General features: G+C 65.3%; 18 protein-coding genes and 1 pseudogene. 10 read left to right on the forward strand and 9 right to left on the reverse strand.

Features of this window, described 5'->3' with window-relative positions:
- Positions 1-195: 195 nt before the first annotated feature.
- The 3 genes from ABZW16_RS25355 to ABZW16_RS25365 all read right to left on the reverse strand — a co-directional run bounded on the left by ABZW16_RS25355 (position 196) and on the right by ABZW16_RS25365 (position 2,931).
- Positions 196-885, reverse strand: a complete 690-nt coding sequence (locus ABZW16_RS25355) for a class I SAM-dependent methyltransferase (protein WP_354958507.1) — start codon at positions 883-885, stop codon at positions 196-198.
- A 708-nt stretch (positions 886-1,593) separates the two neighbouring features.
- Positions 1,594-2,304, reverse strand: a complete 711-nt coding sequence (locus ABZW16_RS25360) for a ubiquinone/menaquinone biosynthesis methyltransferase (RefSeq protein ID WP_354958509.1) — start codon at positions 2,302-2,304, stop codon at positions 1,594-1,596.
- A 60-nt stretch (positions 2,305-2,364) separates the two neighbouring features.
- Positions 2,365-2,931 carry a TetR/AcrR family transcriptional regulator gene (locus tag ABZW16_RS25365; RefSeq protein ID WP_354958510.1) on the reverse strand — a complete coding sequence of 189 codons (567 nt, stop codon included), beginning with the start codon at positions 2,929-2,931 and terminating at the stop codon, positions 2,365-2,367.
- Positions 2,932-3,507: 576 nt separating this feature from the next.
- On the opposite strand from ABZW16_RS25365, the gene ABZW16_RS25370 reads away from it, so the two are divergent.
- The 3 genes from ABZW16_RS25370 (at position 3,508) to ABZW16_RS25380 (ending at position 5,473) form a co-directional block, all read left to right on the forward strand.
- On the forward strand, positions 3,508-3,960 hold the full coding sequence (locus ABZW16_RS25370) for a DUF6463 family protein (RefSeq protein WP_354958511.1): 453 nt from the start codon (positions 3,508-3,510) through the stop codon (positions 3,958-3,960).
- Positions 3,957-4,895, forward strand: coding sequence for a hypothetical protein (locus ABZW16_RS25375; protein WP_354958512.1), 939 nt, complete (start codon positions 3,957-3,959; stop codon positions 4,893-4,895). The genes ABZW16_RS25370 and ABZW16_RS25375 overlap by 4 nt, the downstream gene beginning before the upstream one ends.
- Before the next feature lie 176 nt (positions 4,896-5,071).
- Positions 5,072-5,473, forward strand: a complete 402-nt coding sequence (locus tag ABZW16_RS25380) for a DUF6463 family protein (protein ID WP_354958513.1) — start codon at positions 5,072-5,074, stop codon at positions 5,471-5,473.
- Positions 5,474-5,582: 109 nt separating this feature from the next.
- Here ABZW16_RS25380 and ABZW16_RS25385 read toward each other — a convergent pair whose 3' ends face one another.
- From ABZW16_RS25385 to ABZW16_RS25400, 4 genes are all read right to left on the reverse strand, one after another.
- On the reverse strand, positions 5,583-6,140 hold the full coding sequence (locus ABZW16_RS25385; protein WP_354958514.1) for a condensation domain-containing protein: 558 nt from the start codon (positions 6,138-6,140) through the stop codon (positions 5,583-5,585).
- Positions 6,141-6,280: 140 nt separating this feature from the next.
- Positions 6,281-7,234, reverse strand: coding sequence for a 3-hydroxyacyl-CoA dehydrogenase (locus ABZW16_RS25390; RefSeq protein WP_354958515.1), 954 nt, complete (start codon positions 7,232-7,234; stop codon positions 6,281-6,283).
- 399 nt (positions 7,235-7,633) lie between these two features.
- Entirely contained in the window at positions 7,634-8,533 is a 900-nt protein-coding gene (locus ABZW16_RS25395) for an alpha/beta fold hydrolase (protein WP_354958516.1), read from the reverse strand.
- Positions 8,530-10,008: an NAD(P)/FAD-dependent oxidoreductase gene (locus tag ABZW16_RS25400; RefSeq protein WP_354958517.1), complete on the reverse strand. Its 1,479-nt coding sequence runs from the start codon at positions 10,006-10,008 to the stop codon at positions 8,530-8,532. The genes ABZW16_RS25395 and ABZW16_RS25400 overlap by 4 nt, the downstream gene beginning before the upstream one ends.
- Positions 10,009-10,136: 128 nt before the next feature.
- Here ABZW16_RS25400 and ABZW16_RS25405 point away from each other — a divergent pair.
- From ABZW16_RS25405 to ABZW16_RS25415, 3 genes and pseudogenes are all read left to right on the forward strand, one after another.
- A pseudogene (locus ABZW16_RS25405) lies at positions 10,137-11,126 on the forward strand (AraC family transcriptional regulator); the annotation flags it as partial.
- A 423-nt stretch (positions 11,127-11,549) separates the two neighbouring features.
- Positions 11,550-12,407: a glycosyltransferase family A protein gene (locus tag ABZW16_RS25410; RefSeq protein WP_354958519.1), complete on the forward strand. Its 858-nt coding sequence runs from the start codon at positions 11,550-11,552 to the stop codon at positions 12,405-12,407.
- Between the two features lie 116 nt (positions 12,408-12,523).
- A complete protein-coding gene (locus ABZW16_RS25415) occupies positions 12,524-14,083 on the forward strand; it encodes an FAD-binding protein (RefSeq protein ID WP_354958520.1) in 1,560 nt (519 codons plus the stop codon).
- 142 nt (positions 14,084-14,225) lie between these two features.
- Here ABZW16_RS25415 and ABZW16_RS25420 read toward each other — a convergent pair whose 3' ends face one another.
- Complete coding sequence (locus tag ABZW16_RS25420) at positions 14,226-15,203, reverse strand: sigma-70 family RNA polymerase sigma factor (protein ID WP_354958528.1); 978 nt, start codon at positions 15,201-15,203, stop codon at positions 14,226-14,228.
- Between the two features lie 220 nt (positions 15,204-15,423).
- Between ABZW16_RS25420 and ABZW16_RS25425 the strand changes: the two genes are divergently transcribed.
- Both ABZW16_RS25425 and ABZW16_RS25430 read left to right on the forward strand, forming a co-directional pair.
- Positions 15,424-16,203, forward strand: coding sequence for an SDR family oxidoreductase (locus tag ABZW16_RS25425; protein ID WP_354958521.1), 780 nt, complete (start codon positions 15,424-15,426; stop codon positions 16,201-16,203).
- 32 nt (positions 16,204-16,235) lie between these two features.
- Positions 16,236-16,994 (forward strand): DUF899 domain-containing protein, encoded by a 759-nt coding sequence (locus ABZW16_RS25430; RefSeq protein WP_354958522.1) that lies wholly within the window; start codon positions 16,236-16,238, stop codon positions 16,992-16,994.
- Between the two features lie 165 nt (positions 16,995-17,159).
- Here the strand turns inward: ABZW16_RS25430 and ABZW16_RS25435 are convergent, their stop codons facing one another.
- Positions 17,160-18,701, reverse strand: a complete 1,542-nt coding sequence (locus ABZW16_RS25435) for a DHA2 family efflux MFS transporter permease subunit (protein WP_354958523.1) — start codon at positions 18,699-18,701, stop codon at positions 17,160-17,162.
- A 61-nt stretch (positions 18,702-18,762) separates the two neighbouring features.
- On the opposite strand from ABZW16_RS25435, the gene ABZW16_RS25440 reads away from it, so the two are divergent.
- Positions 18,763-19,269, forward strand: coding sequence for a helix-turn-helix domain-containing protein (locus ABZW16_RS25440; protein WP_354958524.1), 507 nt, complete (start codon positions 18,763-18,765; stop codon positions 19,267-19,269).
- Positions 19,270-19,367: 98 nt separating this feature from the next.
- Positions 19,368-21,398 (forward strand): NADPH-dependent 2,4-dienoyl-CoA reductase, encoded by a 2,031-nt coding sequence (locus ABZW16_RS25445; protein ID WP_354958525.1) that lies wholly within the window; start codon positions 19,368-19,370, stop codon positions 21,396-21,398.
- Positions 21,399-21,491: the final 93 nt, after the last annotated feature.

The raw sequence follows: 21,491 nt of genomic DNA on the forward strand, positions 1-21,491 counted from the left end.
CCAGCGCGTGAGCGGGGGGAATGATTATTCGACCGCGAAATTGTCGCCGTCACGGTCGAGCGCTCGCTGCAACTCGGCAGCAGCAAGCTCGTGATCGGCCCATACAGTCACCCGCAGCGCGGTGGCCTCGGAAACGAACGCGCACGTGACCTTCGGGGTAGAGGGGGGTAGCCGACAGTGTTGCGGCCCGCACGGTTACCGGGTCGCAACGATCACCGCGTCGGTGACCGACCGCCACGCCACCCCGACTTCGGCGAATCCGGCCTCGTACAGTCGAGCACGGTGCCAGGCAATTGGCTGCGCCACGCCCTGTACCCCGCTGTCGAAAATCGCACGGCTGGCTGCGTATTCGGCGGCGAGCCGGGGCTCGTCGGCGACGTCGGCCCACCATTCCTCCCAATCGCGTGCCCCCTCCGCCCGCGCACGCTCCTGGTGGCTGCTCTGGATGATCTCGTCGACGGCGTTGAGCTTCGGGGTCTCGGGATCGGGCATGTGATCCGCATTGACGAATACGCCCCCTGGGCGCAACAGTGCGGTCAAGTCCGTGTACAGCCGGGCCAACGTTTCTGGTTGCATCCAATGCGTGGCCGTTGCGGTCAGCACGGCATCGAACGGCTCGGCGGGCAGTTCCGGCGTACACCCCGGTTCCTCCAGATCGGCGACCACGAACGCAATACGGGAATCTCCGGCGAACGATCCCCTCGCCATCGCGAGCAGGGTGGGGTCCCTATCCACCGCCACCGAAGTCGCCTCGGGCAGCCGGGCGAACAACCGCCTGCTGATGGTGCCGGTTCCACATGCCAGGTCCAGTACGCGCGGTGACTTCCCGGCCGTCGCCTCGACGATTTCGAGCATCACCCGGAACCGCTCCTCGCGATCCCGCATGTACAGCTCCTGCTGCCGATCCCAACTCCGTTGCCACACTTCCCAGTCCACGCATCCTCCCGTTACCGAGTCGACATTGGTGCGCATATATCCGGAACTGGTTGGAAAGCGATCGCTGAAGTGCGCTCAGCGCTCCTCCGAACAGTCGGACCGAATGTGAAGACAACCCGGGACCGGCTCTGCCGGCGGTTCGGGGCTCGATGTGAAGACTAACCCGACCAAGATCGCAAACCGGACCTGCGACACACGCGGACCTCCGCACCCGAGGAATGTTCAACGCACGACCACTCGCCGCCGACATCATCGACTCGATCATCGACCACGTCGCGTTCCCGCTCCTGCGCTACCCGCCCACCGGCGAAGCACATGCCTGCGCGGAACGGTTTCTCCATCAACGCGACTGTGCTCGAGGCGATCATGTTCGCGGTCGTCTCGCGTCCGGCGTGGAGCCGGATTACCGGAGTACCAACTGAGTGATCATGTCATCAGAGATGCGGCCTTCGCCGTCCGTGCAGTGGATGCCGGGACTGATTCGCGGACACGCACGGCTCCGGCTGCGCGAAGTCGCGCCGGGTGAATGCGGACGGCGGCGTCAAAATCGGCTGAATGCCATTCAGTGATCGTCCCGAAGGATCCCGCCGCCCTCACGCCCGCAGCCCGCGCCCTGCTGCAGCTCATCCGAGAAGCTGTGACCAGGCCACGATAACCTCATCGACTTGGCTTGGTGGCCCACAGGATGACATTGGTGCCGAAGAATTTCTTACCCCAGCCGATGTTCTGAAAGCCCAGTTCCCCGAGGGCATCTGCCACGTGTTGAGGTGAGGTGAAGCCGAGGGTGCTGGATTCGAGATAGGTATACGACGATCGGTCGCGAGCGACCGTTTGCCCCAGCAGGGGAACGATCGTGCGCATTCCCCATGTGAGTATCGGCTTCATCGGGCCACTGGGAGGGCAGGTTTCGAGGATGACGATCCGGCCGCCGGGCGCGAGGACTCGGTACTGTTCGCGAAGTACTCCGGCCAGGTCTTCGACGTTGCGGAGCAGATAGCCTTCGGTAATTGCGTCGAAGGACTCGTCCTCGAACGGCAGACGGGTCGCATCGGCCTGCTGCCACCGAACCGTGCCGGCCCCGGATTTGATCCGTGCACGAGCCAGCATCGCTTCGGAAAAGTCGACACCCGTCACGGCGACAGCGGGATATATCTGTGCCGCCGCCAAGGCGATTGCACCTGTCCCGGTGGCTAGGTCCAACAACTGTCCGCCTGCGGGCGGCGCCGCCCGCGTGGCCACTTCGCGACACCAGCGCGTATGACGGCCGAGCGTCATGACGAGGTTCATCCGGTCGTAGTATCCGGCGATCTTTTCGAAGATCGTGTGTACTTCAAAGCCTTTGCCGTGCGACATCTCGGTGTCTGTCATCTCTCCGACCTTTCTGCAGTTCTCCCCGGTAGCGGAAGTCTCACGAACTGGCTCCGATCCCTACGGTGTCGGGCTCGGAGGGCGGTTGAGCACGATCGCTGATGCGCGGGCGCGGACCTCGTCGCGGGTACGACCGTTGTGGTCGGCGGCGAGGAATTGGTTTCCGATGGCCAGGCAGAACGCGAGTAGGCTACGGGCCTCGATTTCGTCGGGGTCGGAGCAGAAGGTGCCGATCATCTCGCGCGCCAGTTTCATGCGCTGGTTGTCGACCCGGCGCAGCCGCGCGGCGACCGCCTCGTCGCGGCGGGCCCAGTTGCGGATTGCGAGGTCGACCCCCAGCAGACGATCGCTGGACAGGGTCAATCGGCCGGCCAGCGCGATCTTGTCGCGTGAGTCGTCCTCGCGTTGCACGGCCTCGAGCACCTCGTCGACGCTCTCACGCTCCCACGTGTCCAGCATCGCGGCCAGCAGCGCGTTGCGGTCGGCGAAGTAGCCATAGAACCCACCTTTGGTCACGCCGAGAGCCTTGGCCAGCACCTCGATACGGACCGCCTCCTCGCCGCTGGCGGCCAGTGTCCGCAAGCCCTGCTCGATCCACGCCTCGCGCGGCGTGCGGGCCACACCCATGACATGACTCCTTTCACATCTCTCAGTTCTATACGCCACCGTATAACTGGTCTAACCTCCATGTTATACGTTGCCGTATATCAGCCGGGACGCGCATTCGCGAACCGACAACCGCTGGGAAGGACACACCGATGAGATCCCCTTCACGAACGTCTCACTCTGCCCGCCCCGCTCGATCCGCTGCGCTCCGACCATGTCCTCACCTGCCCGAATGCGACTCGGTGTCTGGATACCTGCGGTTGAGCCGAGCGCGTTCCCATTGCCGGGTCATATTCCGAAGCGGATACGCCATCTGAGTGGTCACCCGCCAACGGCACATGCCGGGCACACGATCGCCGACAGGCCGACGATTACGCCCGGGTGATCGGCGACGAGTTCGGCGGCCAATCGGCCTGGTGGTTGGCGAATCCTACGGCGGCCTGATTGCCCCGAAGAAACCTTCAGCCTTCGCACCCTTCCGCTATCTGGTCGTCTACCCGGCGCTGCCCCGGCAATAGGCGCACGCCCGGCACGACCGGAGCCGCGCGGACAACCCCGACGGGCCACAGCGCCCCGTGACGAGAACGGAGAAAGCAAATGATCAAGTGGGCCGGTTGGCTCATCACGCTGTTCGCAGCCGCGCACACGCTCCTCGCTCTGACTCTGGAAAAGGCCGCGCTGCACGCCGGGACGTGGTTCAGCGGCGGGTTGTGGGGTGAGGACCTCGCCGCGATGAGCCCGGCGGGCAGCGCGTACTGGCTCAGCCTCTACAGCTTCGGGCCGCCGCTCGTCGTAGTCGGCCTGATTGTGCTGTGGCTGGACCGCCGGGGCGTCACCCCACCCACCTTCATCGCCTGGACACTGAGGGCCTGGACCTTGGTCGGCGCCGTGGTCCTCGTGACCACGCCTTGGCCGATTCTGCTGCTCGCCAACATCCTGCTGTTGGCCGGAACCCGCCGACACACCCATCCCGTGCCCGAGCCCAGCTCGGCTTCCGGGCGGTCCGACCGCCGCGACGGCATATCCACGCCAGAAGGTGAGCCGAGATGAACAACTCGGCAACGACCATGGCGCCGGACATGAGTGTCACGGTGACCATCGCGCGGCCGTGGGCGCTGAAGACCGCTGTGGCCGTCGCGACGATCACCGCCGTGCTGCACACCTTTGTGCAGGCAACTCCCACGATCGGCGCGCTGATGGCCGGCAACGCCACCGCCGAGGCCCAACAGGGGCTACGGATGATGTGGCACGGCATGTCGGCGATCGCCTGGAGCTACCCGGTCGTCCTGCTGCTCCTACCACGCAAGCCAGCGCCCGTGACCAGGCCGGCACTGGGCTACATCGCGCTGTTGAACGGCACGCAGGCACTGTTGTACGCGGCGGCCGGTGTCTGGGTCGATGGCGCGTCCGGGCTGCGGTCGTTGCCGCAATGGACGCTCCACGCTGCTGTAGCGGGCCTGGCCTTGCTGGCCCGGCCGCCCCGGTCGGCCGAAGAGTCACAACCACCGGTCCGCCCTCGCCCCGGGCGGCGGGTGCTGCTGTGGGTCGCTACGCTCGTCGGAGCCCTCAATGCGATCCTCCACACCGCCTTGGCCACCTTTCAGGGCTGGCCGGCCGCGCTGCTGACCAGCGATACCTTATCCTCGCCGAAGCAGGCGCTGTATGCGATGTGGCTGTTCAGCTGCGTGCTGTTCATCTCGGTTCCGGCGGTCGTGGTGTGGTCACTGCGGGCTCCCGCGGCGGCGGGCCGCTTCGTCGTCCGATACGCCGCCGTCCTGGCGGCGGCCCTGATGGTGTCATGGGCCTGCGCGATGGCATTCGGACTCGGGCACGACCTGACGCCGGTCGGGCCGTTCTCCCTCGGCCTACTCGTCGCTCTCACCGCGCTGAGCGCGCCACCCCGACCCCGGCCGAACATACGGACCTCGAGCGACGACTCGGCACCGCCGACCCCACCGGAGCCAGCAAATGTCCCACAGCGCTGAGTCGAGAGTTGGTCGCACAACCGTCCAGAGCCTGGGGACCGCCCGGGTAGGGCGGTGTCGCCATTAGGACGCAGCGGCAGCGGCCCCAGGTCGCCGATGGCAGTGCCGAAGCCGTTGATCTGTTGCAGCACAAGCAGTTACAGCACCCGCAGAAAAGGAATAGGAGTGTGAATCAAATGATCACATGGTCTGGACGCATCATCGCGTTCATCGGCGCCGGGCATCTCGCAACCGGATTATTGCTCAGCCATGCCTACTTCAAGGACTGGCTGTCGCTGCAGCTGTGGGGCCACTGGGCGGAGGACACCCTGCCGGCCCACGCCTTTTGGAGCAACCCGGCAGGGTTCGGCCTGCCGCTGCTGATCGTCGGCCTGCTCGTGATGTGGATGGATCGGCGCGGCATCGTCCCGCCGGCCTTCCTGGCGTGGATGGTGCTGGCTTGGGGCGGCGTGTGCGCCGTCATCGTCGAGCCCACCCCAGCGCCAGTGGTGGTGGCCGCCGCCGTCCTGCTCCTGCGCGGCATCCACCGCGCCACCGAACAGACCGAGCCCGCACTCGCCGCGCACAGCGAGGCATGAACGTGAACCAGCCACTGACCCGATCCGGTTACCGATCCAGCAACGTCACATTCGTATCGGCGCCGAAATCGGCTGTTCGACTGCCACGCGACGGCCTCGATGGATCTGGTCACCCGCTACGACGACCGGGAACTGGCCGCGATCGCCGACTCCTCTCCGAAGCCGCCGCCCACCAGTGGCAGGCGACCCAGCAAACCCGGCAGTCGAGTGCCGTCCGGGCGAGCTCGCGATGGGTATCGGCGTCGACGAGAACGGGGACCGCGGCCGCCGTATTCGACCGCCGCTCGGCGCGGGGCCGGTCGACGGGAAGCACCGGCTGTTCCGGCACGCCGTCGAGCATGGTGCGCCAGTACCGCGTCTGCTGCTCGAGTACGGGGGTATCCGGGCCCAGCAGGTGCCGCAGCCATATGGCGTAATCCGCGAACTGCGTTGCCGGACTGGGGCATTCCGGGACCAGGCCGAGGGCCCGTGCCTGGTAGGCGATCAGGAGATCACGCTGGAGAATCCCCATGGATTCGCCGTCTCCCGCAATGTGATGGACCACCCCGAACAAGACGTGATGCTCGGGGCCCAACCGGTACAGGCGGATACGCAGCGGCGGCCGCACCGTCAGGTCGAACCCGTGCCGCATCTCGGGGGCGCTGGGGGCAACCAAGGTGCTGGCCATGATGATCGGCCACATCCTCGGTGTCGACGTCGCTCACGACCGGTGCCGCAAGCGCACCGGCTCACTGATCAACTGGCTCTGATGCTGACCATGGTCGGCTTCACCTTCACCGGTCGCTACCTTCTGTTCGAGTCCTGACGCTACGTGAGCATTGCGCGTGCCGCGATGTCGGAAGCACTCGATATCTGTGGTACCGAAAGGAAGTCGGGATCGGCGTAGGCGGGTTCCGGATAACTGTAGTAACCCTGCCCGGACTGCAGCCCGAGCTTGCCCTGGTCGACGAAGTTCTCCTTCAGGTAGGCGGCGTTGGCGAGCATCTGCTGGTCGTCATTGTGCACTCCCCAGTAGGCGAGCACGTCGTAGGCGGTCTTCATGCCGATCACGTCGAGTGTGCCCATGGGTCCGCGTGCGGCGCCCCGGTTGACGATCATGTAGGTTCGGTCGACGTCCTCCGGTGTGGAGACGCCGTTGGTGACGAGTGTTTGGGCGGCGTTCAAGAGCGGGACCACCCAGGTGTTGAGTACGTATCCATGCTGCTCCCGGTACACCGGAATGGGAACCATGCCGATCTCGATGGCGAATTCCGTGATCTGCGTCAGGGTGTCGGCAGCCGTACCGGGATGAGCCATGACCTCGGCGACATTCAACGCCCAGATCAGGTTCGCGAAGTGCAGCGCGCAGTACTTGTCCGGACGGCCGGTTGCCTCGGCGAAGTCGCGAGGCAGCAGCGTCGAGGAGTTCGTCGCGATGAGTGTGTGGGCGTCCAGCAGGCCCGCCATCTCGGCGTACACCTTCGTCTTGACTTCCGGGATCTCGGGGACGGCTTCGATCACGAGGTCCTGGCCGGTCACTGCCGGCGCCAGATCGGTGGTGTAGGTGAGCCGGGCCTGAGCATCGGCCACATCCTGCACCGACGCGCCGATCTCGGCGAGATAGATAGCCGCGTACTGGCCGTGAGCTCCGCGGCAGAGGTCGAGCGCTTCTTCCGAAATATCGTAGACGACAACAGTTTTACCCATGAAGGCCGAATGCCAGGCGATCTGTCCGCCGAGAACTCCGCCGCCGAGCACGGTGATCTTGTCGAGCGTTGACATGGATGTCTCCTCTGATTGATTTTCTTGATTCGATTGCCGCAAGCGCTTCGCGGCCTCAGGCGAGCTCGATGACATCGAGGCCGCCCGCGGTGTGGATCCGCGACCCAGGGCCGCCCGCTGTTCGGCGTCGAGGTCCGGATCGTCGATGACAGCGGCGCCGCGCTCCCCAACGACGGTGTAGCCGTCGGCGAACTTCAGGTCAGGAGGTGCGAACCTTCGAGAAGAAGTTCGGCGTGCACATCGCCCGGGCATGGGGATGTCCGAGACCTCCCCGCTGGGGACGATCGCCAGGCCTCCCGCCGACATACCCGAACGTGAGCACTGGGACCTCCGTCGCATGATCGTCGCCAATGGTCAGCGGATGGTCCTGCATTGTGCTGTGCACGTCATCTCCGCTGATCAGGACGGCGCATCAGCGCGACCGAGACCGACCCGTGTTGTTCGGCTCCCGGCCGTTGCGGCGCCGGCGAGAAAGGTCAGTACGAGCTGGGCGAACTCATCGGGGCACTCGATCTGCGGCATATGGCCGATGCCGGTGAACAGGTGGGTTTCGGCGTGCGGCAGCAGTTGGCGTGCGGTGACCAGGTGGTGCGCGGGTAGGACGCGGTCGAGGTCTCCCCAGACGGCCAGAGTGGGTCGAGGATACTTCGCGACGGCCGCGATCAGCTCGGTTCGCCATTCGCGCCTGACTCCCCGGCCGGTCGCCAGCGCACGGGCGGTCTCGTACATCACGTCGGCGGGGTCGGGCTGCTCGGCGATGGCGATGGCGTGGTCGATCCGCTCCTTCGTGACCAGGGACTTGTCGGCGAAGATCAGGCGCTCGTTCATTTCCGCCGCGAGGCGGGTGGTGTGCCGAGTCGCCAGGTACCCGATGCCGGGCACGGCCAGCAGCCGCAGCGCCATGGCGACCTGCGAGCCGAATCCCGCACTGTTGACCAGCACCAGGCTTGCCACCCGCGCCGGCTCGAGGGCGAGCAGTTGCATGGCCACGGCACCGCCGAGCGAGTTTCCGATGACATGCACGCGCCGCTCCTCACCGAGGGCGGCGAGCGTTTCCGCGACCCCGCGGGCGAGCACCGGCAGCGTGATGCGTTCCCGAGGACGGTCCGAGAAGCCGAACCCGGGAACGTCGAGGGCGATGACTCGGTGAGTTCGGGCCAGTCGATGGAACTGTGGTGCCCAATCTTCGAGGCTGCGGCCGATTCCATGCAGCAACAGGACAGGCGGGCGGTCGGGATCGCCGTCGATTCGCACGCGAACGCGTCGACCGTCGAGCGGAATGTAGGTCGGCGTGCTCATGCCATCGCACCTTTCAGCGCGGGGGCTTCGAACCGAAGGAGGCCGTCGTCGATGGGGTCGTCGAGGAGCATCTTGGAGTCCTGCTCGTAGTTCATCAGAACTTTCCACGGCGGCTTGGATCCTTGACGCGGCAGTGTGTTCTTCGCGCGTTGTACGTAGCCGGAATCCAGCGAGTCCAAAATGCCGTCGTCCGTCGCGGAGTTCTCGATATCGCGGGGTGTCGCCACGGTGTGGCCGTGATCGTCCATGTGCTTGAACAGGCGACACAGGTAGGCGCCTGCGATGTCGGACTTCAGCGTCCATGGGGCGTTGGTGTACCCGAAGACCCAGGCCAGATTGGGAATGCTCTCCACGAGCAATCCCTTGTATGTCATCCGGTCGTGCAGCTCGTGCGGCTCACCGTCCACGGAGAGCGCCATCCCGCCCAGCATCTGGATGTCGAGACCGGTGGCGGTGACGATGATGTCGGCCTCCAGTTCCCGCCCGGATTGCAGCAGGATGCCCTGCTCGGTGAAGGTGTCGATCCGATCCGTGACGATCGAGGCATCGTCCGACGCGAGCACCCGGAACAGGTCACCGTCGGGCACAGCGCACAGCCGCTGGTCCCACGGTAGGTAGCTGGGCGTGAAGTGGCTCATGTCGACGGAGTCGCCGAGATTGCGTCGCACCTGCCAGAGCAGGAACCGGCGCATCTGCCGGGGCCAGCGACGGCAGGCCCGGTAGAGCTGACGTTGGATGACAATGTTCCGTTTGCGACCCATCGCGTACACCCAGTCCTGCGGGAGGAAGCGACCCAGCACCTGGGAGATTCGGTCGAAGGCGGGCAGCGAGAAGACATACGACGGGGAGCGCTGCAACATGGTCACGTGCTCGGCGTCGCGAGCCATCGCCGGCACCAGGGTGACGGCGGTGGCGCCACTGCCGATCACAACGACCTTCTTGCCGGAGTAGTCCAGATCTTCCGGCCAGTGCTGGGGGTGGATACACCGGCCGTCGAATCGCTCCACGCCGGGGAAGGCCGGGAGGTAGCCCGCGTCATAGTTGTAGTAGCCGGTGCAGCTGACGAGGTAGCCGCAGGTGAAGATGCGCGTCTGCCCGGTCGCCTCGTCCAGGGTGGTCACGGTCCAGCGGGACTCGGGTGTCGACCAGTCCGCGGTGACGACTTTCCGGCCGTAGTGAATCTTCTCGTCGATGCCGAACTGCCTGGCGGTGTCCGCTATGTACGCCCGGATCGACCCGCCGGCGGCGAGTACTGTCAGGTCGCGCCACGGACGGAACTTGTATCCGAAGGTGTACATGTCGGAGTCCGAACGAATGCCGGGGTAACGAAACAGGTCCCAGGTGCCGCCCAGCCGCTCACGTCGCTCCAGCACGGCGATGGTCTTATCGGGGAAGGCAGCCGCCACCTGCGAGGCCGTGCCGATGCCGGACAGCCCGGCACCAATGATCAAGACGTCGAAATGTTGTGCGTTCATGGCTTCCTCTTGCTTCTGCGTGCTGTGTTCACAAGACGCTGTAGAAAGAGGATGACTGTGCGCCACGTCACAGATCTTGACAGTTCCCGACAGATTTTTATCATTTCCCGACACAAGGAGGTGGTCGCATGGACACGGTGATCCGTGCCGCAGCCCTGTTGGGGTACCGCGAGCTGGTAAAGGAGCTCGGTGCTGACCCGGAGCCTTTCTTGTCGCGCTTCCACATCCAGCCGGGCGTCGAGTATCAGGAGGACGCGTTCGTCTCCTTCCAGGCGACCGTTCGTCTGTTCGAGGCGAGCGCTGCCGGCCTGGATTGTCCGGACTTCGGGCTTCGCCTGGCACGCTGGCAGGGTCTGCACATCCTGGGACCCATCGCGGTGATCGCGCGGAATGCTCAGACCGTGCTCGGTGGACTGGAGTCGATCGCGCGCTACCTACACGTCCATTCTCCGGCGATGAAGCTGACGGTCGCGCGCACTACGGAGGCCGACGTCGGGTTCACCTACGAGATCACCGACCCGCCTCCCCTGGAGATACCCCAGGGGTATGAGCTGAGCATGGCTGACGCCGTTCGCATGATTCGCCTCCTCGGCGGACCTGACGCGCGCCCCAGCTCGGTTTCATTCGTGCACGGCCAACTGGGCTCGGACGCTGCCTATCGAGAAGCGCTGGGTTGCACCGTGCTCTTCGGGCAGCCGTCGTGCGGGTTCGAGCTGCCCCTGGAATTGGCAGACAGGCGTATCCAGGGCGCCGACGCCGAGACCAGGCGCATCGCCACGAAGTACATGGAGGCCCAGTACGTTCCGAGCAGTGCGGCGCTGTCCGAACGCGTGGCCGAGCTGGCCCGTAAGTTGCTGCCCACCGGTCAGTGCAGCGCCGAGGTCATCGCCGACGAACTGGCGATGCATCCGCGGACGCTGCAACGACGCCTGGCCGACGAGGGCCTGAGCTGTCAGGAACTCATTGAGCGGGTACGCCGCAACCAAGCGGCGAAATACCTTGCCGAACCGGGGTTGCACCTCAGCCAGATCGCGGGCCTGCTCGGCTACGCCGAACAGAGCACCCTCAACCGTTCATGTCGACGGTGGTTCGGGATGACACCAAGGCAATACCGAGCGGACCTGCCGCCGCCGATCCCACGAGACCTGTCTCGGGCGAATCTTCCTGATGCCGATGGCCGAACGCTCACCTTTGCGGCGCCGGCTGGCCATGTCGGATCGGCCGAATCGGATCTTTGACGCTGTTCGCGCGGTTGTCGCCGAAACCGGTGTGCTGCAAGGCAAGACACGTTGCGGCCGAGCCCGACACGGAGATCTTCACCGCCGGTGTCCTGGCCAAAGGATCCGGGGAAACCAACTAATGGACCGGGTTCGCGAATTCACGAGTACCGCATCCCCGCATTGATCTTCCCAACGATGGGGAGGCAGTAATTTTCGAGGCGGCTGAGCTCGACAGTGTTTGACCGGCCCTTGATCAAGATTAGGAGAGATCGAGTGTTGGAGTGCGAACTCGTGCCGGCGAAGAAGCCTGAGCTGGTTTCTGTGATCATTGCTGTGTTCAATGGTCTCCCGTTGCTCGACGAGCAGCTGGAAAGTCTTGCCGCACAAGACTATTCGGGGCCATTCGAGGTGATCATCAGCGACAACGGCTCCACCGATGGTTTGCCCGGGCATCTCGAAGGACACCCGCTGGCCGAGCGGCTGCGTTTGCGCCGAGTCGACAGTTCCGATCGCGCTGGCGCGCCGCACGCCCGCAATGTCGGCGCGGTAGCCGCAGGTGGCGATTTCCTGGCTTTCACCGATCAGGACGATCGGGTCCATCCGGGATGGCTGAGCGCACTGGTCGAGGCTGCCGCGGACTACGACGCGGTCGGCGGTCCGATCGAGGTCGTCTCCTTGAACAGCCCGAAGGTGGCCAAATGGCGACCATCGCCGCCACCGGAGGAACGCTTCCCTTCACACTATTTGTACTGGATGCACGGCAACAACATGAGCATGTGGCGGACCACCTTCGAGAAGGTTGGTGGATTCGACGAGACCATGGTCTACGGTGACGACCTCGACATGTCGTGGACGATTCAGGAGGCCGGTATGACGCTCGGGCACGCACCGGGCGCCATGGTTGCTTATCGGCTGCGGCCGACACTGCGGGAGGCTTGGCATCAGTCCCTCAACTATGGCCGCTCCCAAGTCGACGTGTATGCCAAACATCGACCGAACGGCTGCCCGCCGTATCCATTGCGCGGAACATTGATAACTCTCGCGGTCGTGCTGTTTTGTAACCCAGCTTTCGTGTTCATGCGCAGATGGGTTCCGTCTGGACTGTGGATGCTGCACACCGGAGTGCTGGCGGGCCGTATCCAAGGGTCCTGGCGGCTGCGAACTTTCGATTACCTGTAGCGCAACGCGATTGCTCTGGCCGCAACACCGGTGCGGATCCGGGTCGTGCGGCAGTGGTCGCAGGTGTGGATCACATCGGGGTTTTCGCTTTGACAAGATTCTTTGGAGAATATCGGATGTCGTTGTCACGTCGAGGGTTTATGGCAGCGGCCACGTTGGGCGCTGCCGCGAGTGCGACCGGTGTGTTCGCGGCGCACGCCGAACCGCAAGCGGTGGCGCCCGGTGAGCTGGATTATCAGCGGCTGACCCTACGGGGATACAACCGGCGATTCGTGGCGCAACCGAAGCGGATTCACATCCCGTCGGGCACTGGCGAATTGCAGGAGGCGGTGGCGCGGTCGGTGCGGGATGATCTGCGGATCGCGGTCCGCTCGGGTGGGCACTGCTTCGACGATTTCGTCGACAGTACCGACACGCGAAGTCTGATCGATCTTCAGCGGCTGAACACTGTCGGTTGGGACGACCAGTACAAGGCGTTCTCGGTCGGTGCGGGCGCGGATCTGGACTCCGTCTACCGTGGGCTGTCTCGGTGGGGTGTGACAATTCCCGGCGGCATATGCCGGGCCGTCGGTGTGGGCGGGCACATCAGTGGCGGGGGCTACGGACCTTTGTCGAGGCAGTACGGTCTGGTCGCCGACCACTTGTACGGGGTGGAGATCGTCACAGTCGACGCACGGGGAGAGTCCTCGCTGATCGTCGCGACGAAAGACGGCCCGCATCGAGATCTGTGGTGGGCCAACACCGGTGGCGGAGGCGGCAATTTCGGCGTGGTATCCCGATTTCTGTTGCGCTCACCGGATTCCGACGGGACCGATCCGACGCTTGCGCTCCCGCGCCGGCCCGACAGTGTGCTCGTCGGGCGGCTGTTGCTGCCGATGCCGATGGTCACCGAGGAATCCTTCGTGCGGTTTCTCGGCAACTACCTCGACTTCCACTCCAGATATCGCGAGCCCGCGAACCGATTCGCCGGGTTGTACGCGCGGCTCATCTTTCGGCCACTCATCGAAGGCTTCGCCGACCTACTGATCTTCTCCTACGGAGAGCCCCGCGACGCCCAGTCCCAACTCGACGAATTCCTCGCCACAGTCACCGACGGGGTCACGCCCGCACCCGTGTTGCTGCCACCCACCCGGCTCAACTATGCCGACAGCATCGAGCAGTACTACGCGGCCCCGACAAACCCGGCTCGGGTCAAGATCAAGGCCGCCATGCTGCGCCAACCGTATTCACCCGAGCAGCTACGAATCCTCTACCGCGCGCTGGTCGGCCTGACCGTGAACGGTGAATCCTTCGTGGAGTTTTCACCATTCGGTGGCGCGATCAACGCCACCGCACCCGACGCCACCGCCATGCCCGCCCGAGATTCATTCATGAAGATGCTCGTCCATGCCACCTGGCGAGATCCCAGCGACGACGACCGGTTCATCTCCTGGGCACGAACCACCTACGGAAGTATCTACGCCGACACCGGCGCAGCCCCGGTCCCCGACGACCGAAATGGCGGCAGCTACATCAACTACCCAGATCCTGACCTCGCGGACCCCGTATGGAATACGTCGACCGCACCCTGGCACGCCCTCTACTACGGAGACAACTACACGCGGCTCCAGCGCATCAAAGCAGAGTGGGACCCCAAAAACATATTCCGCCACAGGCTTTCGATCGAACCTCGATGATCCGGGAGAATACGCATCTGTCCGAGGGCCGGCCAGCCTCGCTCAGCTCTGCCGAAACCTCCAGCGGCACAAATACATTGCAAGCATTCACCGGACTCCGCCCAATACGCGGCTGATCACGCCGAGGTCGGCTCGCTGGGCATCACCACGATCTCTCTGCGGTGGCGCAGGGAGGATCGGTCAGTGGCATGCCGAAAGCGGCGAACAGCGTTGGTTCGAGAAAGACGGTGACGGCGGCGATCCCGTTGGCGCCGGTGGTGATCACGTGTATCGAATGGGCTTCCAGGATGCCGCCTGCGCCCCGACGGTATTCGGCGACAGCGGGTTGTCCGTTCGCGGCGGTCGGGATCAACATGAGATCGCCAGGCTTGGCGAAGGCACGTTTGGCGAGGAACCGAGTCACAGCATCGCGCCCGGTGAACCATAGCGGCACCGGCGGCATTTCGAGCCTGACGTCGGTCGCCAGTAGCTCGGTGAGGGCTGTGAGGTCGGCGTTCTGGAATGCCGCGCAGTAACGGTCGAGCAGGTCACGGCGTTCGGCGTCTTCCGGTTCGGTCACGTTTTCGTCGGTGGGGGCCACCTCGGCGAGATGGGCGCGTGCACGCTGCAGGGCGCTGTTGACTGCGGAGGAGGTGGTGTGGAGCACTTCCGCCACCTCGGCGGCACTGAACTGCGCGACGTCGCGCAGGATCAACACGGCCCGCTGACGCGCGGGCAGCTCCTGCATGGCCGTCACCACCGCCAGCCGGACGCTTTCCCTGGCGATAAGTGCCGTTTCCGGTGTCAACGCGTCCGGCAGCGGCTGCATCCATCGGTGCGCACCGGCATCGCCGTCCAGACCCGCATCTGGGTCGATCGAGCCGGCGCCCAGTCCAGCCGGCAGCACCCGGCGGGCGCGGTTCTCCAATGCGCGCAGGCACGCGCTCGTCGCGATGCGGTACAGCCAGGTGCGCAGCGCCGCGCGTTCTTCGAACGCCGGATAGCCGCGCCAGCCGCGCAGGTACGTCTCCTGGACAAGATCTTCGGCGTCGTGTACCGAGCCGAGCATGCGATAACAATGCGCAATCAGTTCGGCACGGAACGGCGCCGCCTGCTCGATGAAATCCTCCTGGACCGGCACGGTCGTACTCCTAGGTCTCGGCGTGACGAGGATTGGCGCCCCTACCAGTACAGACACGTCCGGCGAGCGAAATTCATCGGTCGGCACGCCACCGATCGCCGAGAAAGTACACCGGCAACCAGACCGAATTGGTCGGCGCCGCACCGATGAATCGCAGCGCCGCGGCGTATCTGAATTAGTGGGGGCCTCGAGCACATCACCAACGAAAGCGAGTACGACCGTGAACGAGACATTCGAGCACAGCACATTCGAGCACAGCGGCCTCGAAGGCACGACGGCGATCGTGACCGGAGCCGGCCGCGGATTCGGGCGCGGTATCGCCAGGGCGCTGTCGGCTGCCGGTGCACACGTCGTCGGCGTCGCCCGGACCAGCGCGCAGCTCGATACGTTGCGCGACGAACTCGGCGGCAGCTTCACCGCGGTGGCCGCGGACGCCGCCGATCCCGCGACGGCCAGGCGACTCCTCGACGAGCATCGCCCGCGCACGGTGGTCCTGTGCGCGGGGGCCACTCCGCGGATGAGCCCCGTCCAGGATCAGACGTGGGAGACCTTCAGCCAGAACTGGAATGTCGACGTAGCGCAGGCGTTCCACTGGATTCGCGAAGCGCTGCGGCGCCCGCTGGCGCGCGGCAGCTCGGTGATCGCGATCTCCAGCGGCGCCGCGATCAACGGGTCGCCGCTGAGCGGCGGCTACGCCGGAGCGAAGGCCACCGTCAGGTTCCTCACGAGCTATGCCGCCGTTGAGTCGGAACGGGCCGAACTGGGGATCAGGTTCGTCTCCGTCCTCCCTCAGTTGACGCCCGCCACCGATCTGGGGGCGGCGGCGGTGGCGGCCTATGCCGAGCGGCAAGGAGTCGACACCGACACGTTCGTGCGGTCCTTGGGACCCGCCCTCACCCCGGAGCAGGTGGGCAAGTCGGTTCTCGAAATCGCGACCGCTGAACACCCGGTCCACCACACGAACACGCTCACCTCCGCGGGCATATCACCACTGGGCTGAACGACCAGTACAGACGGGAAGGGCATCGCACAATGAACACACCGCCGATCGTCTCGCCGCAGGAGTGGCAGGCAGCGTGGCAACAGCTGCTCGTGAAGGAGAAGGAGCTGACCCGCGCACGTGACGCGCTGGCCGCCTTGCGACGGCGGATGCCATGGCAGGCCGTGGACAAGGAGTACGCATTCGAGGGACCCGAGGGCAAGGCGAGTCTGCTCGACCTGTTCCAGGGCCGGCGTCAGCTGATCGTCTACCGCGCCTTCTTCGAGCCCGGCGTGGACGGCTGGCCCGACCATGCCTGTCGCGGCTGCTCCATGATGGCCGATCACGTACCCGACCTTGCCCACCTGAACACCCGCGATACCACCCTCGTGTATGCCTCCCCCGCGCCGCAGGAGGACATCGAGCGGTTGAAGGCTCGGATGGGCTGGGAAATGCCGTGGTACACGATCACCGACGACTTCGACGCAGACTTCGGCGTGGACGAATGGCACGGCACGAACGCATTCATTCACGACGGCGAGCGCGTCTTCCGCACCTACTTCATCAACAATCGCGGCGACGAGGCATTGGGGACCACGTGGAGCTACCTCGACATGACCGCGCTGGGCCGCCAGGAGCAGTGGGAGGACTCACCGGAGGGCTACCCGCAGACCCCGCCCTACGAATGGTGGGACTGGCACGACGCATATGGCGAGCACACGCCGTCACGGTGGTTCGGCGACCCCGACCCGGACAACCCCGAAGACCAACGGCCGCCGAGAGCCGATTCGAACAGCCGCGACTCCACATGATCGACAACATCGTGCTCCGGTTGGTGCTTTCCGGGGTCTTCGCCGTCACGACCGGGCACTACCTCTGCGGTCGTGACGGCGACACCCGCGGTACACCAACCGGGATACAGGCCAACGGACGGCTCGCCGAAGACGAGACGAACTTCATCGGCCGACCACGAACAGTCAGCCCGCCTCGGCCGTCATGACCGCGACCGCATCGGCGGGACGCGATGGTTCGGGCGGCACCGTCTCGGCGGCATCGTGACGCGGTGACGTCGCCGATTCGAACAGCAGCGCCGCGACGATGCCGGCCACGAGGAATCCGACGGGCAGATACATGGCCTGGCTCAATGCCGAACTGAGTGGGTCCTTGACGGCGTCGGGGATGATGTCGGCTCCCATACCCCCTTTCCCGATCTTGCCTCCCCCCAGACCGTGCGCGGACATACGCGCGGTGATCGTCGCGGCGATGGCGGCACTGCCGATCGTCGAACCGATCTGGCGCATCGCGTTGTACACCCCCGACCCGGCGCCGGCTTGGTGTTCGGGGAGGTTGCGGGTGGTCGTCGCCGCCAGCGGCGCCCAGGTGCACGCGTTGGCGAAGCCGCTGACCGCCCCGACCGCGACGAACCACGCGATCGGCGCCTCTCGGGGGATGAGGATCGACATCGCGACAATCGTCACCGCGTAGAGCGTGAAACCCACCAGGGGGAACAACCGAGGATGCGCCTTGTCACCGAATTTGCCGACCACCGGCGCGAAAACCAGCATCATGGCGGCCATCGGCGCGAAAACCAGCGCCGCCCGGGTCGGGGACAGCCCACGCGCCACTTCGAGGTAGAAGTACAGCGGGACCATGGCGGCCGTCGCGGTGGCGCCGGTGGAGACGATCGCGATGTTGCCGAGCGCGAAGTTGCGGTCGCGGAACAACGTCAGCGGCAGCAGCGGTTCACTGCCACCGCGCAGCTGGGTCACCACGAAGATCGCCAGGACCACCAACCCGGCGGCGATCAAAATCCAGATGAGGGTGTCCCAGTTCCGGATATCGCTCTCCTGCAGGCCGTACACCAGCAGGAACATGCCGACGGCGCTCAGCAGTACGCCGGGGATATCGAAGCGGTGCGGGTTGGTCGGTAGCGCCGGCACCAACCGCAGACCGAGTACAAGACCGACAACCCCGATCGGGATATTGATGAAGAAGATCCACCGCCACCCGAACGCATCCGACAGCGTGCCGCCGAGGATCGGTCCGACCAGCAGGGCCAGTCCCGCCACCGCACCCCACAGCGACATCGCCGCGCCCCGCTTCTCGGCCGGAAAGGTGCGTCTGATCACGGCCATGGTCTGCGGTGTCATCAGCGCCGCGCCGAACCCCTGCACCACGCGCGCGGCTATCAATACGCCGATGGACTGCGACAGCCCGCACCACAGCGAGGCAAGCGTGAATATCGCCAGCCCGGCGAGGTAGATGTACTTGGGGCCGAAGCGATCACCGAGACGACCGCAGGCCAGCAGCGGTACCGCGAAGGCGAGCAGATAGGCGCTGGTCACCCAGATCACCTGCGCCACACTGGCATCCAGAGCACGCAGGAGTACCGGATTGATCACCAGGACGATCATCATGTCGGCGGTTGTCAGGAAGAACCCGACGACCATCGCGATCAGCGCGGGCCACGGGTTGCGTTGTGGGTCCGCACCAGGACGTTCCACCTGAGTTCGAAACATGGATGCAGCCTCGCAGCGACGGCTGAGTCTGTCAATAAGATCCAGCATCTAGACTGCTGCCATGACACAGCCGCACCCACCCGCCATGGACTGGTCCACCGAGAACGACACGGTCTCCCGCGCGATGGAGATCCTCGGCGAACGCTGGACAGTGGTGGTACTGCGCGAAATCTTCAACGGCATCCGGCGTTTCGACCAGATCCGCGAGCACGCGGGCGTGCCGAGACAGGTGCTGACCAATCGCCTGGCCGGGCTCTGCGAGGTGGGTTTGCTTGTCCGCCGGCCGTATCAGGAGCCCGGCGAGCGCAAGCGCCACGAATACCGGCTCACCCCAATGGGATTCGATGTGTTTCCGATAGTGGTGGCGATTCGTCAATGGGGCGACCGCTACCTGGCGGATCCGGAGGGGCCGCCGGTGACCTCGCTACACCGAGAATGCGAGGCCGAGGTCGGTGTCCAACTCGTCTGCGCCGCCGGTCATCACATCGACTCCCCTCGTGACGTGGCATTCCGACCGGGGCCGGGAGCGCACTCGATCGAGCCTGCCGCACCCGCTGATCCAGCGTGAGCACCGAGCGCTCGTCACCCGGTCATCGATTTCACCCGCGGACCGATGGCTGGTCAACCCCGGTTGCGGGGGTGCGGAGCAGTCATTAGGTTCCACACATGAGTTCAGCTTTTCCGCACTTGTTGTCGCCACTCCGGGTAGGGCGGGTCACGCTGCGCAATCGTGTGGTGATGGGGTCGATGCACACCGGGCTCGAGGACCGGGATTGGCATATCGACCGGCTGGCCGCGTTTTTCGCCGAACGGGCCCGTGGCGGCGTGGGCTTGATCGTCACCGGCGGATATTCACCGAACCGCGAAGGATGGCTGTGGCCCTTCGCCTGCGCGATGATCACCGAGGGCGACGCGCAACGCCACCGGGTCATCACGGACGCGGTGCACGAGGCGGGGGCCAAGATCGCTTTGCAGATCGTGCACGGTGGGCGCGATTCGAATATCCCGATCAATGTATCGGCCTCGGCGGTGGCGTCCCCGCTCACTGCGTTCGAGCCGAAGGCCATGACCGAAGAGGGCATCGAATCGACGATCGCCGACCACGTGCGTTGCGCCCGGCTCGCGAAGGTAGCGGGTTATGACGGCATCGAATTGATGGGCGGCGAGGGCTTCCTGATCAATCAATTCCTCGCGCCGCGAACCAATCACCGCACCGACCGCTGGGGTGGCTCCGCCGAGAACCGGCGGCGGTTCCCGGTCGAGATCGCGGCGCGGACCCGGGCCGCGATGGGCGAAGACTTCCTCCTCATGTTCCGGCTATCCATGGCCGAATTCGTCGAGGACGGGCAGACCTTCGAGGAGATCATCGCGCTGGCCAAGGAATTGGAAGCCGCCGGGGTCGACGTCATCAATACCGATATCGGTTGGCACGAATCGCGGGTGCCGACGATCGCCACCTCGGTGCCGCGGGCAGCGTTCGTGGGATATACCGCCGAACTCAAGACCCACGTGTCGATTCCGGTCTGCGCCTCGAACCGTATCAACATGCCCGAGGTCGCCGAGGAGATCCTGGAGCGGGGCCAAGCCGATCTCATCTCGCTGGCCCGCCCGATGCTGGCCGATCCGGAATGGGTGAGCAAGGCCGCCGAGTCCCGGGTGGACGAGATCAACACCTGCATCGCCTGCAACCAGGCCTGCCTCGACCACACCTTCACTCGCCAAACCGTATCCTGCCTGGTCAATCCGCGGGCCTGTCACGAAACACTGCTGCAGTTGCTGCCCACCCAGCACGCCAAACGCGTCGCCGTCGTCGGCGCGGGCCCGGCGGGGTTGTCGGCCGCGATCGGGCTCGCCGAGCGCGGTCATCACGTCGAACTCTTCGAGGCGTCCGACACCATCGGCGGCCAGTTCGACCTTGCCCGGCGCATCCCGGGCAAGGAGGAGTTCAACGAGTCGATCCGGTACTTCCGCCGCAAACTCGAATTGAATTCTGTCACGGTGCATTTGAACACCCCGGTCACCGCCGAGCAGTTGGTCGGCGGCGGCTGGGACGAGGTCGTCGTGGCGACCGGCGTGCGACCTCGTGTGCCCGATATCCCCGGGATCGACCACCCGATGGTCCTGTCCTATCCGGAGTTGATCCGGCAGGAGCGCGCCGTCGGCACGCGTGTCGCCGTCATAGGCGCGGGTGGAATCGGTTTCGATGTCAGCGAATTCCTCGCCGTCGACGGTCCGGCCGCACTAGAACTCGACCAGTGGCGGCACGAATGGGGTGTCACCCACGACCATCGCGCGCCGGGACAGTTGACCGCGCGCAGGCACATTCCCGCTGTGCGGGAAGTGACACTGCTGCAACGGAAGTCGGGACCGTTCGGGCTGAGTCTCGGCAAGTCGACCGGTTGGATCCATCGCGCCACCTTGGAGGCGAAAGGCGTCGAGCAGATCGGCGGGGTCAATTACGAGCGGATCGACGATCGCGGCCTACACATCAGCTTCGGTTCGAACCGGGACGGCAGGCGGGTACTCGAGGTCGACAACGTGATCGTGTGCGCCGGTCAGGAATCGGTGCGCGATCTTCAGGACGGGCTCGAATCCCTCGGTGTGCGAGCGCGTCTCATCGGCGGCGCCGAGGAGGCCAAGGAACTGGACGCCAAGCGCGCGATCGAGCAGGGCACGCGGCTGGCGGCCGAACTCTGAGTCACCGTACGCGGGCCGGGTCCGAATTGTCGACCGTCGCTGGCGAGGCACTGCTATCCGAGGATGCGGTGAGTTCGACCAACGGTGTCGGAC

The sequence above is a fragment of the Nocardia sp. NPDC004604 genome (assembly GCF_040609795.1).
Lineage (GTDB): Bacteria > Actinomycetota > Actinomycetes > Mycobacteriales > Mycobacteriaceae > Nocardia.